Origin of the sequence: Marinomonas colpomeniae (assembly GCF_014803385.1) — a bacterium.
In the GTDB taxonomy this organism is placed as follows: domain Bacteria; phylum Pseudomonadota; class Gammaproteobacteria; order Pseudomonadales; family Marinomonadaceae; genus Marinomonas; species Marinomonas colpomeniae.
The window spans coordinates 1-16,830 of sequence record NZ_JACYFC010000003.1 but is presented as its reverse complement, the minus strand read 5'-3'; the positions used below and the strand labels follow the sequence as shown (position 1 = coordinate 16,830).

The 16,830-nt window shown below is 38.8% G+C and carries 17 protein-coding genes; 2 read left to right on the top strand and 15 right to left on the bottom strand.

Annotated features, from left to right (window positions below; translation table 11 throughout):
- Position 1 precedes the first annotated feature (1 nt).
- From IF202_RS09410 to iscR, 12 genes are all read right to left on the bottom strand, one after another.
- A complete protein-coding gene (locus tag IF202_RS09410) occupies positions 2 to 502 on the bottom strand; it encodes a Rab family GTPase (RefSeq protein WP_191594658.1) in 501 nt (166 codons plus the stop codon).
- Positions 503 to 2,266, bottom strand: coding sequence for an OmpA family protein (locus tag IF202_RS09405; RefSeq protein WP_191594657.1), 1,764 nt, complete (start codon positions 2,264 to 2,266; stop codon positions 503 to 505).
- Between the two features lie 8 nt (positions 2,267 to 2,274).
- Positions 2,275 to 2,862 (bottom strand): hypothetical protein, encoded by a 588-nt coding sequence (locus tag IF202_RS09400; RefSeq protein WP_191594656.1) that lies wholly within the window; start codon positions 2,860 to 2,862, stop codon positions 2,275 to 2,277.
- Between the two features lie 236 nt (positions 2,863 to 3,098).
- Positions 3,099 to 4,247, bottom strand: a complete 1,149-nt coding sequence (locus tag IF202_RS09395) for an IscS subfamily cysteine desulfurase (RefSeq protein WP_191594655.1) — start codon at positions 4,245 to 4,247, stop codon at positions 3,099 to 3,101.
- A 54-nt stretch (positions 4,248 to 4,301) separates the two neighbouring features.
- The gene (locus IF202_RS09390) at positions 4,302 to 4,727 is read right to left on the bottom strand and encodes a SufE family protein (RefSeq protein WP_191594654.1); all 426 of its coding nucleotides are present in this window, start codon (positions 4,725 to 4,727) and stop codon (positions 4,302 to 4,304) included.
- A gap of 103 nt (positions 4,728 to 4,830) precedes the next feature.
- Positions 4,831 to 5,361: a putative Fe-S cluster assembly protein SufT gene (gene sufT / locus IF202_RS09385; RefSeq protein WP_191594653.1), complete on the bottom strand. Its 531-nt coding sequence runs from the start codon at positions 5,359 to 5,361 to the stop codon at positions 4,831 to 4,833.
- Positions 5,362 to 5,367: 6 nt separating this feature from the next.
- Complete coding sequence (locus tag IF202_RS09380) at positions 5,368 to 5,718, bottom strand: HesB/IscA family protein (protein WP_191594652.1); 351 nt, start codon at positions 5,716 to 5,718, stop codon at positions 5,368 to 5,370.
- 9 nt (positions 5,719 to 5,727) lie between these two features.
- A complete protein-coding gene (locus IF202_RS09375; RefSeq protein ID WP_191594651.1) occupies positions 5,728 to 6,945 on the bottom strand; it encodes an aminotransferase class V-fold PLP-dependent enzyme in 1,218 nt (405 codons plus the stop codon).
- 11 nt (positions 6,946 to 6,956) lie between these two features.
- Entirely contained in the window at positions 6,957 to 8,216 is a 1,260-nt protein-coding gene (gene sufD / locus IF202_RS09370) for a Fe-S cluster assembly protein SufD (RefSeq protein WP_191594650.1), read from the bottom strand.
- Positions 8,217 to 8,219: 3 nt separating this feature from the next.
- The gene (gene sufC, locus IF202_RS09365) at positions 8,220 to 9,005 is read right to left on the bottom strand and encodes a Fe-S cluster assembly ATPase SufC (RefSeq protein ID WP_191594649.1); all 786 of its coding nucleotides are present in this window, start codon (positions 9,003 to 9,005) and stop codon (positions 8,220 to 8,222) included.
- Positions 9,006 to 9,018: 13 nt separating this feature from the next.
- Positions 9,019 to 10,455, bottom strand: a complete 1,437-nt coding sequence (gene sufB, locus IF202_RS09360) for a Fe-S cluster assembly protein SufB (RefSeq protein ID WP_191594648.1) — start codon at positions 10,453 to 10,455, stop codon at positions 9,019 to 9,021.
- A 74-nt stretch (positions 10,456 to 10,529) separates the two neighbouring features.
- Positions 10,530 to 11,018: a Fe-S cluster assembly transcriptional regulator IscR gene (gene iscR, locus IF202_RS09355; protein WP_191594647.1), complete on the bottom strand. Its 489-nt coding sequence runs from the start codon at positions 11,016 to 11,018 to the stop codon at positions 10,530 to 10,532.
- A gap of 299 nt (positions 11,019 to 11,317) precedes the next feature.
- Between iscR and IF202_RS09350 the strand changes: the two genes are divergently transcribed.
- Positions 11,318 to 11,845, top strand: a complete 528-nt coding sequence (locus tag IF202_RS09350) for a hypothetical protein (protein ID WP_191594646.1) — start codon at positions 11,318 to 11,320, stop codon at positions 11,843 to 11,845.
- 37 nt (positions 11,846 to 11,882) lie between these two features.
- Here the strand turns inward: IF202_RS09350 and IF202_RS09345 are convergent, their stop codons facing one another.
- Positions 11,883 to 12,791: a DMT family transporter gene (locus IF202_RS09345; RefSeq protein WP_191594645.1), complete on the bottom strand. Its 909-nt coding sequence runs from the start codon at positions 12,789 to 12,791 to the stop codon at positions 11,883 to 11,885.
- A 106-nt stretch (positions 12,792 to 12,897) separates the two neighbouring features.
- On the opposite strand from IF202_RS09345, the gene IF202_RS09340 reads away from it, so the two are divergent.
- Positions 12,898 to 13,830, top strand: coding sequence for a LysR substrate-binding domain-containing protein (locus IF202_RS09340; protein ID WP_191594644.1), 933 nt, complete (start codon positions 12,898 to 12,900; stop codon positions 13,828 to 13,830).
- Positions 13,831 to 13,941: 111 nt separating this feature from the next.
- Here IF202_RS09340 and IF202_RS09335 read toward each other — a convergent pair whose 3' ends face one another.
- Positions 13,942 to 15,822: an Lnb N-terminal periplasmic domain-containing protein gene (locus IF202_RS09335; RefSeq protein ID WP_191594643.1), complete on the bottom strand. Its 1,881-nt coding sequence runs from the start codon at positions 15,820 to 15,822 to the stop codon at positions 13,942 to 13,944.
- A gap of 121 nt (positions 15,823 to 15,943) precedes the next feature.
- Complete coding sequence (locus tag IF202_RS09330) at positions 15,944 to 16,429, bottom strand: DUF3015 domain-containing protein (protein WP_191594642.1); 486 nt, start codon at positions 16,427 to 16,429, stop codon at positions 15,944 to 15,946.
- Positions 16,430 to 16,830 lie beyond the last annotated feature (401 nt).

The following is a 16,830-nucleotide window of genomic DNA, read 5'->3' as shown; positions in this document are numbered from 1 at the left end:
ATTAATTAGCCTTATTTAAAGTTAGCTTAGCGACAGTCGTAAACATAGCCTCTACGCCTTCCCCAGTTTTGGCACTTGTTTGAAATGCTGAAGAAATAAAAGTCTGTATATCACCACCAAAAATATCGTCCCAACCATCTGCTTTCGACAAATCACCTTTATTTGTCACTATAGTAATAGGTATATTTTTTTCAGCTTTAATCATCTTACATATTTCCAGTCCATCTAATAGAGACTGGGGCCGCGTCTGATCAACGACAATGATCGCCGCTGCGGTACCACGTAGATACTTTGCATTGAATCCGCAGTAACGGTCTACGCCTTCAATATCCCATAACATCAGTTGAACAGATGTAGCGTCAACCTCCACCATTTTTTTATCTATTTTCACGCCGATACTAGTAAGGTAGCGGTCTGAAAAAATACCTTCAACGTATTGTTTCACCAAGCTTGTCTTTCCAACAGCGGATGCGCCTAGCATGCAAATCTTTTTCTGAATCATCTAATTCTGCACTTTTTTAATTTTTTCAGACTGTAATCTTATTACATGAAAGATAGCACGAGGTTCAGCATCATTCGAATCTAAAGCACCAAGTCCCGTTATTTTTAATATTTCAGGCATGACACCATTATTGATGAGCGCCCAGTAAACTGTCTCTGCTCGCTCTAAACTAAGTTGTTGATTGTAAGATTCAGAACCACCTTTAGTACTTGTACCCATTATGACAAGTGAAAATTTTTCATTCAGATTTTTCGCAAAATTAGCCGCTTTGATGGTTTTTTCACTTAGCCGTTTAACAACAGATAACGCAGATTCTGACAGTTCATTTCCATTAATATTAAAATCTAAAGTCGTACTTGTTATTGCAGTCAGTTCTTTCTCTAACATAAACCTATTTAGCAAATCAGATGATACTTCTTGAGGAGATATTGTGATTCCACTTAGCAAGTCTTGCACAGAAATCGTATCAGGCATAGATGTTAAGCGAGCTTTCAAAATAGTAAATTGCTCAACGTTAACAACTCCATAAAATTTTGATTCGGTTACGTTATAGCTAAGTTCAGGAAAGTCTTTTTGTAAATTAAATATTCTTTTAGTTAGCAATTTTGGGTCTAGAGATCGATAAGCACGTTCGTTAATTTGAATGAGATCCTCAGAACCGCCCTCTCCCACTATCCAAGACATTGTATCTTCTGCAAAAGGATCTCTTAATACATCAACACAGATTTTATCCTCACAAGACGCTACATTAAGTAAAACGATACCAGGCTCATCAGGAAGAGCCTGTATATTCTCGACGACATTATTTAACTGCCAATGCTTAGTAATAAAATAACCCAAAACAACGATACTGATTAATAATGGAATAATGGTTAACCAAGGTATTTTTTTCTTGGTTACTTCTACTTCTTTTTGCTGGGTAAGTAGACAGCCATTCAGTTGTTGATCGGTGTTTTCAAAAACAACAGCATCACCGTCAAATGAATTCAGCTCGTCATTGTATATTTGATGGATATTTTCAAGAGCTTGTTGCAACTTATCAGCGATATTCGCTGGAGGATTACCTGTAATGGCCGCGACTAAAAACGCTTTAGGGCCTTGTTTAATAAGAAGCGTGAAATCATCTGTTTTAATTTCATCAAGACTTTGCTCACTTCCTTCATGCTGCTTAGAAAAAGAATCCGCGACGAAGTCATTAATGGCCGTAAGCATAGCGGAAAACATGTCACCATCTGTTGCTTGCGTTTTATCTAAGACAATTGTTCTGAGTAAGAGCCCTGTTTCTCGATGAATTAATAAAACTTGTTCAACTCGAAATACGAAAGTTTGCTGTACAACATATTGAGAGTAACTAATACCTGCTTTTCTTGCTTCAAACCGCCAACGTAAGCCTTTATAAGTTAAACTACTTTCAAGCATTTCGTTGGTTTGCTCAATTAATTCAGCAAGAAATGAGCTAACCGATTTACGAACCAGACTACCAACTAACGGATATAAATAACTTACAAATTGTTCTTTTCGAGCAACAACAGATGCCTCTACTGACTTTTCAACTAAAGGCGTTAATACAGCAGACACACTTCCGTCCGATTTTTGTCTATCATGAAGCGCTTCTGTTAAAACACTAGCAACAGACTTACGAGCCTCTTCTTCAACAACATCTCGGATAACTTGATTGTTTTCACCTAAGACTAGCTTTCGTAATTCTTGCATTTGCTCGCCGTCTGAAGGCTTTACATCTTTTTTTCCTGTGTTGCTATTCATAGCTTCACTCAATTGTCGCCTTCAATTTCGAGATTACTAGCCACCGTAGCCAATAGTTTAGCCAAGGTCTTTTTATCTGTTTTAGATGAATTAAGCTCTCGCTTCATCTGATTAAGTAAATCAATAGTTTGATCGTGTTTCTGCGTGAATGTATCGGTTAAATCTAAAACCTCACGATCTATACGTTTATTAAGACCATCCACTTCTTGTCCGCCATTAGCATTATTCAATTCAATGGTTTCAGATAGTTGATCTGCATTTTTTTCTATTTCAGATGTTTTATAGTCATAGTGACTATCGACTTGACCAATACGATCTTCAAGAGAGCTTGTACTTTCTTGAAGCGCTAAGTGCATTTCCGACATCTGATGCTTTAACATTTCTGCAGCTTGTTGAAATCCTGCCTGCATTTCAAGTTGAAGCTCATAAATCCGCGCATCTAAATCCGCTTTAGCTGAGCCGAAAACAATGTTTCTTAGTTGATCCATTTCCGAATTAAGCGTTTTGGCAGCATGTTTAGTTAAATCAACTTCATCGGTCTTTATTAACTCTGCATCAACATTCTCAACTAGAGAAACCTTTTCAGACTTAGGCATATTCATTTCCTTTTCAAGCTTCCAAGTGAGTCATACGATAGTTAAATATCAAAATGTTAATTTGTCACTAGAAAATAGTTTAATTATTAAAGACAATACTATATGTAGTAATTTGAAAGTAAATATACAACCACTTAACATAACAAGCCGTTACAAAAAACAAGCCTAAGCCATTAACAATGGTCCATTATTAGCGATAATAATGGCTACACCACTTTATTTGATCGGTTATGTACTTAAATACGTAAGGTTGATATCGACTTAATAATTGTTTTTGAAGCAAAATCTACCTCTTCCTCAGTCGTAAAACGACCAATAGAAAGCCTTAAAGATGCATGAGCCAAAACATCATCCAAACCGATTTCTTTTAATACATAAGACGGCTCTAGACTGGCTGAAGTACAAGCAGACCCAGATGATACTGCGACATCACTCAAAGACATTAATAGCACTTCACCATCCACATCATCGAAACCAACATTAATCACGCCAGCGACGCGTTCTTTTGAATCACCATTCAAATGAACGCCTGACAGTTCATTCAAAGACGACCATAAACGGTCACGCAATGACTGTATTCTTTCGCAATCTTGCGCCATATCTATACCTGCTAAACGAAAGGACTCACCCATTCCAACAATTTGATGCGTCGGTAAAGTACCAGAGCGCATTCCTCGTTCGTGACCGCCTCCATGAATTTGCGCTTCTAGTTTTATTTTCGGAGAACGTCGAACATATAAGGCACCAATGCCTTTTGGTCCGTAGGTTTTGTGTGCAGTTAAAGACATTAAATCGACTTTCATAGCGTTCACATCAATAGCCACTTTACCGGTTGTTTGCGCAGCATCAACATGTAATAAAATACGATGTGAAGAGGTCATTTCACCAATCGCAGCAATGTCGGTCAAAACACCCAGTTCATTATTACCATGCATTAAGGATACTAAGATTGTGTCTTCACGAATGGCACCTTCAACCTGGCTTGGTGAAATAACACCATGAACATCAGGCTGAAGATAAGTCACTTCAAAGCCTTCTTTTTCAAGCTGCTTACATGGGTCTAATACAGCTTTATGTTCAATTTTAGAGGTAATAATGTGACGACCTTTCTGACGATAACTATGCGCAATACCTTTCAAGGCCAAATTATTTGCCTCTGTCGCACCAGACGTCCACACAATCTCTCGAGAATCAGCACCAATCAAAGTTGCCACTTGTAACCTAGCTTCTTCCACAGCTTCTTCTGCCCGCCAACCAAAAAGATGTGAACGGGAGGCAGGGTTACCAAAATTACCATCCTGAGTAAGACAAGCCATCATTTTTTCAGCAACTCTAGGGTCGACTGGTGTCGTAGCTGAATTATCTAGATAAACCGGGGTGTTCATTTAACGCTCCAACAAAAAAATAAAATTCTTAGCCCATCTAACAACGGCACAAAATTAAGCAACTGACTGCGCAATATTTTTAATACGATTCACAATAGAGCGTAAACCATTGCCACGTGTAGGACTTAGGTGTCGCTCAAGGTCTAGTGATTCAAAAAATGCTGAGATATCAAACAGCAGTATTTCTTCGGGCGTTTTATGGTTCAAAGCAGACAAAACTAAGCCTAGTAAACCTCTAACTATGATTGCGTCACTGTCTACCGAGAAAGTCAGCACTTCGCCTTTAACGGCATCTTGCTGACTACCGGGTTGAATCCAGACACTGCTCTGACAACCTTTAACTAGACGTTCAGGCGTACGCCACTCATCATCAAACGCAGGTAAAGATTTACCTAAATCAATAATGTATTTGTATTTATCTTCCCAATCATCAAAAAACGATAAATCGTCAACAATATCTTCTGTGGTAGGTAAGGACATGACTTTCCTCTTGTGCATCTGTTTTTAAAAAATAAAAACGGCTCTTCGCTCATCGCCAAGGCCGTTTCTTATTGTATTCGATTTTACTTAACGATCGAAGATATTAGAAGAAAAGCCCTGCTTCTAATTGAGCTTCTTCACTCATCATTTCTCGCGACCAAGGAGGATCAAATACCAATTCGACCTTAACATCTTTAACCTTCGGCACTTTCGCCACACGGTATTTTACATCTCCCACCAAAACAGGGCCCATTCCACAACCTGGCGCTGTCAGTGTCATATCAATCAACACTGTTTTAGTTTCTTGATCCAATGCGACTTTATACACCAAGCCAAGAGACACTAAACTGATTGGAATTTCAGGGTCAAAAACCGTGTCAATGGCCTTCCACACCTGATCTTCATTAATATCTTCTCCACCCAAATCTTCTAATTCAAGAATTTCTGGTTTTTGCCCAATAGCTTCTGCATCAGTACCATCTATACGTAACATATTACCTTGCCACGTAACGGTATAATTACCACCTAGACTCTGATTAATCGTAATAAATTGTCCATCAGGAATACTAACAGGTTCACCACTTGGAACCCGACGTGCTGGACAAGCACGCTGTGTTACTACCATTTTTTGCATGAAAGATTAACTCACACTAAAGCTTTCGCCACAGCCACATTCGGCCACAACGTTAGGATTGTTAAACTTAACGACTTCATTAACGCCTTCGCGAACCAAGTCAATCTCTGTTCCGGAAAGCATAGCAATCGACTGAGAATCCACAGCCAAAGTCACACCATCAAACGCCAGCACAGTGTCTTCTGCTGATGGCACATCAACGATATCCAATACATAAGCAAAGCCAGTACAACCACTTGCCTTAGTACTCAATCGAATTAATTTTTCAGGCTGCTTAACCAATTTTGAAGCAAAATATTTCTGCGCAGAAGCGGTTAAAGACACGCTAGAGGCAGGATCAAATGTTGTTGCTGTCATTGAAACCTCCTAAGCCAACATTGTGCGCACTTTTTTCAGTGCAACAAACAAAGCGTCAACTTCTTCTAAAGTATTGTAAATTGCGAAAGATGCACGGGCGGTACCTGGCACGTTAAACCTATCCATCAAAGGTTGTGCGCAATGATCACCAGTACGAACCGCGATACCCTGACGGTCTAATAGAAAACCAATATCTGCTGGATGCCCGTGATCCATCACAAAACTCAAAACACCAATTTTTTCTTTCGCTGTACCAACAATAGTCAGGCCTTCAAATGCTTCCGCTAACTCAGTAGCATGATCCAATAAGGCTTTTTCATGTGCCGCAACAGCTTCTTGATCCAATGAACTAAACCAACGAATTGCCTCGCCCATTGCAATAGCATCACCAACATTTGGCGTGCCAGCTTCAAAACGATAAGGCAATACATTCCAAGTTGCGTCTTCTAACGTAACAGTGGAAATCATCTCTCCACCAGTGCGCCAAACTGGCCAATTTTCAAGAACAGATTCACGGCCCCAAAGAACACCAATCCCCATAGGACCATAAAGTTTATGACCTGAGAAAACATAAAAATCACAACCTATGTCTTGCACATCAGCCCAGCCGTGAGCCGCACCTTGTGCGCCATCAACCAAAACCCAAGCGCCAAATTGCTTTGCTTTGGCAGTCATCTCTTTAATTGGGTTAATCGTTCCCAATGCATTCGATACATGAGAGAAAGCCACAAACTTGGTATTTTCATTCAGCATCGCTGAATAAGCATCTTGGTCAAGCTCACCAGAATCTGTCACTGGAACCGTTTTAAAGGTTGCACCAGACGCTTTACACGCTTGCTGCCATGTCACCAAATTAGCATGATGATCCATGCCTGTTGCAATCACTTCATCGCCAGGCGACAGTAATGAACGCAAACCATTGGCAACAATGTTAATGCCTTCTGTTGTACCTGTTGTCCAAATGACTTCTTCGCGATTTGGTGCATTAATAAATTCTTTAACGATGTCGCGCGCCGCTTCAAAACGGCGAGTGGCTTCATCGGCAAGACGATGCGCACCACGATGTACATTCGAGTTACACGTCGTATAGTAATCAACCAAAGCATCAATAACACATTGCGGCTTTTGAGTTGTCGCAGCGTTATCTAAATAAACCAGTGGATTACCATCAATTTCACGTTTCAATATTGGAAATTGTTCGCGAATAGCTGCCACATCAAAACTCATTCGATTCTCGCTTATTTCACTTCCATTTGCGAAAAACGTTCGCGAATAATAGGACGAACCCATTCCGCTAGCGCCGCATTTGGCATTAAATCAATCAACTCGTTTATAAAACCAAAGTTGAGCATAACCTGTGCTTTTGAGCGGCTTATGCCACGCGTTTGCAAATAGTACAATGCTTGCTTATCGATTTGAGCAACAGTCGCACCATGCGCACAACGCACATCATCAGCATAAATCTCAAGTTCAGGTTTCGTATTAATTTCAGCAGTATTTGACATTAACAAGTTGCGGTTATTTAACTCTGCCAACGTTTTTTGTGCGTCACGATGTATATGAATTCGCCCGTTAAAAACAGCACGTGAACGATCTGCAGCAATACAACGTACGTTTTCTTCTGTGGTACCGTTTGGCATTGCATGCTCAACCGTTGCATGAAGGTCAAACAACTCTTTGCCATCAAGCAAGTACATAGCATTAAGTTTGGCATCAGCGAATTCACCAGCATGAATAATATCGGTATCCAAACGAGATAAATCGCTACCAAAAGCGACTATTGTGCTATGCATTTTTGCACGATCAAGCAAATTGAAATGACTTCCGCCAATCGAAATATTCGAACCCGTTTGAAGCGCAAAACGGTAATGCTCTAATTGAGCATTTGAAGCAACATGGTACTCAACAAATGCTGTATTTAGACTATCTCCTTGGGCTTGTACATCTTCAATCACGGCTAAACGAGAACCATCACCAAGCGTCACCTGAACGCGAGTATGAGATTCACCACCTTGACTTAACAAAGAACTAATACGAATAGGCTCTGCGATATCAACGCCATCAGCAACAGTAACAACAACAACATCTTGAGCTAGTGCATCATTAACTAACCCAAATAAATGACGCTCTGGTTTAATACTTGAAAATGTTTCTAAGGCGCCTTTTTGTTGTGCGCTATCTAAGTTTTTACCAAGAGAAATAGACAAGCCTTTTGGTAATACTTTAGTTAACTGGGTAGCATCAAACTTACCGTTCACAAACACCAATTCAATTGCCGATAAGTCAGTAATATCAACTGGAGACAAACCAACTACATCGTTAATAGCCTTTGCCACAGAACGCTCAACCGAACGAAGTGGTGTATAACGCCACGCTTCTGCTTTACGTGTTGGCCATTTTGTATTTGATAATAACTCAATAGCATTGGCACGCTTTGGCAAGAGCCAATCATTTATGCCTTGCGCTCGAGTAATGGCGCTTTCTAACCATTCGCTCATGCATTACCCCTCAAGTTCGTCTTCAGCTGGCTCTTTCTGCAGCCAAGCATAACCTTGAGCTTCTAACTCATGAGCAAGAGAAGCATCGCCACTTTTCACAATTTTACCGTCAGATAAAACATGAACAAAATCTGGTTTTATATAATCAAGCAGACGCTGGTAATGGGTCACTACAATAAAGCTGCGATCAGCTGACCTTTGGCTATTTACACCTTCAGCAACAACTTGCAGTGCATCAATATCCAAACCAGAATCAGTTTCATCCAGAATGCAAAGCTTCGGCTTTAGCAATAACATTTGCATGAGCTCATTACGTTTCTTTTCACCGCCAGAGAACCCTTCATTGACACCACGCTTCAGAAAAGCAATCGGTAAATTCACTTGCTTACAAGCTGCTTTTGCTTCTTTCAAAAAATCAGCAGAAGTAATCGCGTCTTCTCCACGCGCTTCACGCTGCGCATCAACGGAAGCTTTTAGAAACTCTAAGTTACTTACACCAGGGATTTCAACTGGGTATTGAAAAGCAAGAAATAAACCAGCGCGAGCGCGCTCTTCAGTTTCCATTTCAAACAAATTTTTGCCGTCTAGTGTTACCGCACCACTGTCGACTGTATAACCATCACGGCCAGACAAAACGTAGCCCAAAGTACTTTTACCCGCACCATTTGGGCCCATAATCGCATGTACTTCACCAGGTTTAATGTCTAAGTTTAACCCTTTAATAATCTGTTTTTCTTCCACGCTTGCGTGTAAATCTTTAATCGTCAATAAATTTTTGGCGTTCGACATTTTAAATATTTCCTTAACCTACAGAGCCTTCGAGGCTTATTTCTAGTAACTTGCCCGCTTCAACGGCAAATTCCATTGGTAATTCTTTGAATACTTCTTTACAGAAGCCATTCACAATCATCGAGACGGCCTTTTCAGGGTCTAAGCCTCGTTGACGACATAAGAACATTTGCTCATCACTAACCTTAGAGGTTGTTGCTTCATGCTCAATAATCGCTGATGGATTACGGCTTTCTACATAAGGAAAGGTATGAGCACCACATTGATCGCCAATAAGTAACGAATCACATTGTGTAAAGTTACGTGCACCATCGGCACCCGGATTCATACGCACAAGGCCACGATAACTGTTATTACTCTTACCAGCGGAAATACCTTTAGTGATGATAGTCGACTTAGTATTTTTACCAATGTGGATCATCTTAGTGCCCGTATCAGCTTGTTGACGTCCACGCGTCAAAGCAACAGAATAAAACTCACCAACACTATTATCACCTTTCAAAATACAGCTAGGGTACTTCCAAGTTACTGCAGAACCCGTTTCCACTTGAGTCCAAGATATTTTAGCGCTGGTATGACAAATACCTCGTTTAGTTACAAAGTTGTAAATACCGCCTTTACCGTTTTCATCACCTGGATACCAGTTCTGAACGGTTGAGTATTTGATCTCAGCATTATCCATAGCAACCAATTCAACAACCGCTGCGTGTAACTGGTTTTCATCACGTTGAGGGGCTGTACAACCTTCAAGATAACTCACATGACTACCTTCATCGGCAATAATCAGAGTACGTTCAAATTGGCCTGTATTCTGTTCGTTAATGCGGAAATAAGTAGACAGCTCCATTGGGCATCGAGTGCCTTTTGGAATGTACACAAATGAACCATCAGTAAATACCGCACAGTTCAAAGCAGAGTAATAATTGTCTTTTTTTGCAACAACACTACCAAGATACTTTTTAACAAGTTCCGGGTGTTTTTTTATTGCTTCAGAAATTGGGCAAAAAATAACACCAGCTTCTTCTAACTTATCTCGAAAAGTCGTTACAACAGAAACAGAATCAAATACAGCATCAACAGCAATACCTGCCAACATCTGTTGCTCTATCAGAGGTATACCAAGCTTTTCATAGGTACGCAGTAACTCGGGATCTACCTCGTCTAAAGACTTAGGCTTATCCTTCATACTTTTTGGCGCGGAATAATAGGAAATCGCTTGAAAATCGATCTTAGGATAATCTACCAACGCCCAATCTGGCTCTTCCATTTCAAGCCATTCACGAAAGGCACTTAAACGCCATTCAAGCATCCATTCAGGTTCGCCTTTCATTTCAGAAATACGTTGGATAACACTCTCATCCAAACCTGGCTCAAACGTCTCTGATTCTACATCAGACACAAAACCAGCCTCGTATTCCCTTGCTAGCGCCTTATCTATCTGCTCAGTCATATAAAAAACCCACTCTTGATAGGAACAAACACGCTGAGCATCAGAGCATTTGTTCTACTAAATTTATTCTTTACTTAATCAACAATAGCCGCACTAATTTTGTCATGTTCAAACTGACTTTGTCGGCCTTCAAAACTTTGTCGTTCAGCGACTTGCCGAACATCTTCTCGGCGAACCAATTGCTCTAAACTAATATTATTTAAGAAGTCATGTATCTGATCACTTAAATCACACCACAAATGATGAGTCAGGCAAGTATTACCGCCCTGACAATCACTACGACCTTTACATCCGGTGGCATCGACGGACTCATTAACCGCATCGACTATCTGCGCAACAAAAATATCGTCATTTGAACGACTTAGGCGATATCCTCCACCCGGCCCTCTCACACTAGTTACTAGTGATTTCTTGCGAAGCTTAGAAAACAACTGTTCAAGGTAAGAGAGTGATATTCCTTGTCGGTTCGAAATATCTGATAAAGACACTGGCCCTTGATCCGAATGCAATGCCAAATCAAGCATGGCAGTGACTGCATAACGACCTTTTGTTGTCAGGCGCATAAGCTATCCAATTAAAATTATTCTTTGAAAGTAAATAGTACACAAAACCTACTGTTTTGATCAAGTATTTACCTGACTATTTTAGTAGGTTATTACCTTCTTTAATAGCCGGGCCATATTTTACGTGCACACAAGGAAAAACTAAACCGTAGAATGTGATTTCATAAAGCATCATGAACAGAAAAAACGCCCTACCGGATAATACAAAACACCCACAAAAACAAAACAAAGCTAAACTTGTCCTTTTAGCAAAAACAAGCAAACTAATAGTTACACACATAAAATAAATGCGAGCTAACATGAAGCCTGATTTCAACAATGAAGATTCACTTGAAGAAGACACTCCAAAGAAAAAACCTAAGGGTCTTTTGATCGCATTTGTTTTATGTTTTATGTTTAGTGTCGCCGCATCTTCAGGCATTACTTTCTTTCTTATGAAATCATCTGAACAAGATCAAAACGTCGATAAAGGTAATAAGCAGGACGCTCTATTAATAAGTTTTCAGGAATCTATTACAAGGCAAGATATAAAACTCAAAATAATGAAAGATCAGAACGATGTTTTACAACTTTACCTTAGACACAGTAGCGCTACCGCATTAAAAAACATTCTAATCAATCAAGAGCAAAATATTCAGGCTTATCTAAAAGTGATGAAATTAGCCATGAAGGACTTATCAGATATTGTTCCAAGAACAACAGATTGGAATAACGAATATCAATATCAATTAGACCTTGCCCAAAAAGGCAGCCTAAAAAGAGAAGATTTATTGAAGCTATTAAAGACTGGAGAACCAAACGAAAAGATTCAAACAAGGAATGAATAAGATCGACTCTAAAAGCAGATGTCTTCTCATTAATAACTTAACCAGCGCCCAAACTAGATCGTGAATTATTAAGAGACTGCTCTTTACGCAACCTTCTAACATCTTGATGGCTTAGATAGAGCAAAGGCAAAATAACAAAGAGAGAACCAATAAATAAACCTAAATCTGGCACTTCTCCAAATACTAACCATCCAATTAAAAAGGCAAAAATAAGACCTGAATACTCAGCACTAGTCACCTTACTAGACGCAATGTATCGATAGCCGATCAAACAGGATACACCATATAGAATAGAGCAGATCGAAGACAAAGCAGAGTACAGTAGTAAATCAACTTGAAAAGCCTCACCTTCCCAAATCGCCAGCCCAGCAGCCACAGGCAAAGCGAAAAGCTGAGTAATACATAAACCACAAAACATATCTTGACTCTGTGGTAATTTTTTAATCAACAAGCTGTTTGTTGCTAATACGACAGCGAATAAAATAGCACTTATCATTCCTGAACTAATTTCAGTAGGCCTTAAAATAACTAAGATACCAATAAAGCCAAACACAGCAGAAAAAACAACCTCAAACGATAAACGCTCTTTATAAAAAAAAGCACCAAATAACATAATAAAAATTGGCGCCGTATAAAATACAGAATTAGCGGTTGCTAAAGAAAGCTCAGATAAAGATAAAGTAAGGAGAATCCCAGCTAGCACCCACAGGTTACCGCGAATAAAGTGAAGCTTTAATCCAACAAAAACAACAGATTGAGGTTGATATAAATACCTTATATACACTATTGGAAATAAAATTAGACACATAAAAACAGAACGAAGAAACGTAAACTGAAAGACAGCAACATCAGAACCCGCCAACTTAATAAACACATCACATAAGGTAGCAAAAAAACTTCCCAGAACTAAAACAAAAATAGCACTGGCAACCGTACGTCCAGACATTACGTCTCCTATAAAATAGCATTTAATATTGGCAGTTTAATGAGTTAAATCCATTAGATAAAATGATATATTCAGAGAAGTCATTAGTTTTTTAGATAGATAATTTATGCTGCCACCACTAAAATCACTTCCTGTGTTTGAAACTGTCGCTAGATTAAGCAGTTTTTCATTAGCCGCTAACGAACTCAACGTTAGCCAAAGCGCTGTTTCCCATCAAATCAAAATTTTGGAAAATCATCTTGGAGAGAGTTTATTCTACAGGCAGGGTCGTAATGTAGAACTAACAAAAGAAGGTCGCCATTATTTGGATGTCATCAGTAACTCTTTACTACAGATAGCTCAAGCTACAAACCAAATAAAAGGGGAGCAAACAACACGTATTAGACTGGCCGTATACAGTTCATTTGCTGTGTACTGGCTAATACCGAGACTACCGGACTTAAAACGCTTATATCCGAATTTAGAGCTTAGCATTGAAATGAGTCATGGCTCTCCTGATCTCTCTGATCGCACCGCAGATTTTTTCATTACTGTTGAAAAAGAGAAAAGAGGTTTCTTATTTGAACCTCTTTACCAAGAGCGGCTTTTCCCTGTCTGTAGTCAGAGCTATTTGGAAACAATTAAAAATGAGTTAAACATAACACCTAATAATGAACTAGCGGATCAATTAAGTACAAAACCAGGTTCACTCGCTGATTTTTCACTCATCACTTCGTATAGCATTTATGATCGACACACTGAAGATTGGAAACGCTGGTTTGCAAATTTGAAGCTACCTCTACCAGACTCCATACAATTCCATCGCTTTAGTCACCTTATGTTAGCTTATGAAGCGGCCAAACACTCCCTTGGCATCGCACTAGTAAACGACTACATGATAAATGAAAAAGACGAAGAAACACCTTTAGTAAAGCTTCCTTGCCATTCAGTCAAAACCGGTGAAAACTTCTACCTAGCCTATAAAGAAAGCCGTCGAAACGAAGACGCCATCAAATTTCTAAGAGATTGGTTAAGAAAAGAAGCTAAAGCCTTATCGTAATACTCCAATTTATACCCACCTTTTAACTGGCGGAAAACCTCCTCTGACACATTAATAAAACAAAAAAACGAGTCATAGAAGACTCGTTTTTTATTTTCTAATATCTTATAACTAAAAGTAATGCAGCAAACTAAACTGAACTGTATTCTCATCTATACTATCCAATTTTTCTTGGGCAACCTTAACTCGAGCCTGCCAATCTTTATTAATTAAATACGCCCATTCCAACTCAGCTACCTGATAATTAGCCTTACTTTCATTTATATCATCTAAGTATTCATAGGACGCCATTAAACGATGAGTTTCTCCAGAATAAAGCCATTGCAATTGAGGCCCCACTTGAACTTTATATTTTCTTTGATAAAAGTCCTCATAACCTTCACCAACAGAAGCACTCCCATTCACCAGAATAGAAAATAAATTATTACCAAGTTTTTCAGTAATACCAGCTCCGCCTTTGAGACGAAAAACCAATGAATCATCAATTGCAGAGTCCCGAATAAACGATGCATTAATTTGCCACGATTTAGGTGTCACCAGCGCATTAGACGGAGCCAAAGAGCGTATATTTATAAGAGTAATATTCTCGACTTTAAGACTTTCATCTTCAGTAATACTCAAACTACCACTAAACATAGAAAGTTCTGCACCTTCTAAGTACCCACCTTTAGCATCAAGTAAATCATGATAGGAAGGACGATATTCCAACAATGAAAATGCTTTATTTTCAGTTTCACCCAAGGTTAAAGCAATACGTTGGGTTTTATGGCCCTCATCATCTCTAACCTCAGGGACATTTGTCTCCTTAAACACTTTTGACACTGAATATTTACTACGCAGTGAAAGTAACTTTATAGAACGTGTATTCAAGTAAGACAGCGTTGATTTCTTTTTCGCAGATAAATAACGACTGTATTGGTAAGCTACCTCTAGTATTTGAGCTTGCTGCTCATCAGTAAAATCAGAGAGCCCAGTCAATACCAACTCTTCCTGATCTACTAATAATTTAACTTGAGTTATTTGCTCATCACTCAGCTCCGTCAACATCTGTTCAACTTGATTAGCAATAGATGGTCGATAGCTAACATCTAACAACAAATTAGCATCTTTTAGCTCTCTAACCGTATCTGCTGGAATAGCCCAAAGATTAAAATTTTTGGTTGTTTGAAAACGGTCACTACTAGCATCTAGCATCGCCAACAGTTGATATGAACAGTTTTCCGAAAAAAAGTAATAGTCCATATAGGTATTACGCACTTCCCATACATGACGAATAAACTGATCAACCTCTTCTTGAGATAAATCTAATTTATACTCCCAAATATCACGATTCTCTAAAAAACTATATTCTTTTACTTTTTCGTAATAAGGCGTCACTGAAACAACTCCAGGATACCCCCCACTTAATCCCTTATAACTAAATACTAATCCATTATCTTCTGGATCAGCATTAGCCGCATAATTAACAGCGTAATCTAAAAGAGGAATATCATTACCTTTTCTTTTAACTCGCAATAAAGTGTGCCCGTACATAGAAGAAGGGCTATTTAGATAAGAGGCGGGGAAAACAAGATAAACACTTTCGCCGTCTATTTTTCCAGACCAATCGTCAAATTCAGGACAGTCCAGCGCAATAAAATCATCACCTACTTTTTTGTTTTTCAGCCAACTAAATCGCGCAGGATAAACACACTGGGGAGCTTTATTTATATCCTCACCTAAAAAAGGCGAACTAAATGCTTCTAATGTAGCAATCAACTCAGCCTTAGGGTCTGAGTTACCAATTTGGGATAAAAAAAACTCTGGATCGTCAACCTGACTTTCATTTGGAGAAACTATGCCTATTTGATGGTAGTGCAACAGGTCAAGCCAAGAAGAGTCCTGTGCTAAATATGATAGCTTACTATCACTTATATTAGTGATAGTTTTAACTTCAGATCCAGATACTGAATAACAAAATAAAATCGAAGAAAAAAAGAAAAATAAACGCATAAAAAAGTTACTTTTTAGGAAGGCTACTTACTATAGAAAAAGCTACCTTTTTATAGATAAAAAAAATGAGATTAGCACTTCGAAAAGCACTACTCTCATTTAACTTTTAGTACGGGTTAAATTAACCTAAGTACTTAGTAAGTTCTGCATTGTTTGACATAACACCTATAACGCCTTCATAAGCAGTAACTGGCGTTGTTTCAGCTGTAGCGAAAACTTGGTCGAAGTTTTGTTTCATTTGTTCGTTAAAAAGTGCTTTATCAGCATTTTCAACGCCCATCAATTCAGCTAATGCATTAAGTGTTTCGCCTTCGCCTTTCGCCATATCAACAGCTAATGGTTCAAGATTTTCGTTCATAAAAACAGCAACTGATCCTACAGTTTCACCAGCACTATCATCACAACCAGAAGTTCCAGAAGTCATACCGAAGGTCTGGCTACCAGAAGAAGCATTTGTTGTTGCCGCTAAAACGTTTTCGTACCAAGCATCTGCATCTTGAAACACATATTCAGTACCTAGACCACAACCAGCAGAACTATGGCCGCCAGCAGCGAAAGAAGAAACAGAGGCAGTTGCCAATACGATAGATAATGCTAACTTTTTCATATACTTTTCCCTTATATTACTTGAAAATCATTGTGACCTTGTCTCAACTAAGACAAATTTTATTATAGAGACAGAAAAAAAGCATGTACAGATCAATAATTTTTTTTTGATAAAATTTACAAAAATTCACGGAACTATTGAGCCTTACAATAAATGATTTTTATCTAAATCTTTGGTTTTTTTACGGTAAAAAACATCAAATAAAAAAACATAAAACTCATCTGGATTTTATGTAATTACCGATCCTTTTAAAGGTGAATTTCCTATCGAATCAAGGACAAAAAACATCTCTATTTTTGAGTAAATGAATTCAAAAAAATTCATCTACGTTCAGCCCAGAACGAAAAAACCCCGTCCTGCATAGCAGAACGGGGCTTCTCTTAATTCAAGCTTGACGACGA

Excerpts from the sequence above, each read along its gene's own strand:
- IF202_RS09410 (WP_191594658.1), bottom strand. The coding sequence starts at position 502 with ATGATTCAGAAAAAGATTTGCATGCTAGGCGCATCCGCTGTTGGAAAG.
- iscR (WP_191594647.1), bottom strand. The coding sequence starts at position 11,018 with ATGCGCCTGACAACAAAAGGTCGTTATGCAGTCACTGCCATGCTTGAT.
- sufC (WP_191594649.1), bottom strand. The coding sequence starts at position 9,005 with ATGTCGAACGCCAAAAATTTATTGACGATTAAAGATTTACACGCAAGC.
- IF202_RS09335 (WP_191594643.1), bottom strand. The coding sequence starts at position 15,822 with ATGCGTTTATTTTTCTTTTTTTCTTCGATTTTATTTTGTTATTCAGTA.
- IF202_RS09380 (WP_191594652.1), bottom strand. The coding sequence starts at position 5,718 with ATGACAGCAACAACATTTGATCCTGCCTCTAGCGTGTCTTTAACCGCT.
- IF202_RS09405 (WP_191594657.1), bottom strand. The coding sequence starts at position 2,266 with ATGAATAGCAACACAGGAAAAAAAGATGTAAAGCCTTCAGACGGCGAG.
- IF202_RS09350 (WP_191594646.1), top strand. The coding sequence starts at position 11,318 with ATGAAGCCTGATTTCAACAATGAAGATTCACTTGAAGAAGACACTCCA.
- IF202_RS09345 (WP_191594645.1), bottom strand. The coding sequence starts at position 12,791 with ATGTCTGGACGTACGGTTGCCAGTGCTATTTTTGTTTTAGTTCTGGGA.
- sufD (WP_191594650.1), bottom strand. The coding sequence starts at position 8,216 with ATGAGCGAATGGTTAGAAAGCGCCATTACTCGAGCGCAAGGCATAAAT.
- sufB (WP_191594648.1), bottom strand. The coding sequence starts at position 10,455 with ATGACTGAGCAGATAGATAAGGCGCTAGCAAGGGAATACGAGGCTGGT.
- IF202_RS09395 (WP_191594655.1), bottom strand. The coding sequence starts at position 4,247 with ATGAACACCCCGGTTTATCTAGATAATTCAGCTACGACACCAGTCGAC.
- IF202_RS09330 (WP_191594642.1), bottom strand. The coding sequence starts at position 16,429 with ATGAAAAAGTTAGCATTATCTATCGTATTGGCAACTGCCTCTGTTTCT.
- IF202_RS09390 (WP_191594654.1), bottom strand. The coding sequence starts at position 4,727 with ATGTCCTTACCTACCACAGAAGATATTGTTGACGATTTATCGTTTTTT.
- IF202_RS09340 (WP_191594644.1), top strand. The coding sequence starts at position 12,898 with ATGCTGCCACCACTAAAATCACTTCCTGTGTTTGAAACTGTCGCTAGA.
- IF202_RS09400 (WP_191594656.1), bottom strand. The coding sequence starts at position 2,862 with ATGCCTAAGTCTGAAAAGGTTTCTCTAGTTGAGAATGTTGATGCAGAG.
- IF202_RS09375 (WP_191594651.1), bottom strand. The coding sequence starts at position 6,945 with ATGAGTTTTGATGTGGCAGCTATTCGCGAACAATTTCCAATATTGAAA.
- sufT (WP_191594653.1), bottom strand. The coding sequence starts at position 5,361 with ATGCAAAAAATGGTAGTAACACAGCGTGCTTGTCCAGCACGTCGGGTT.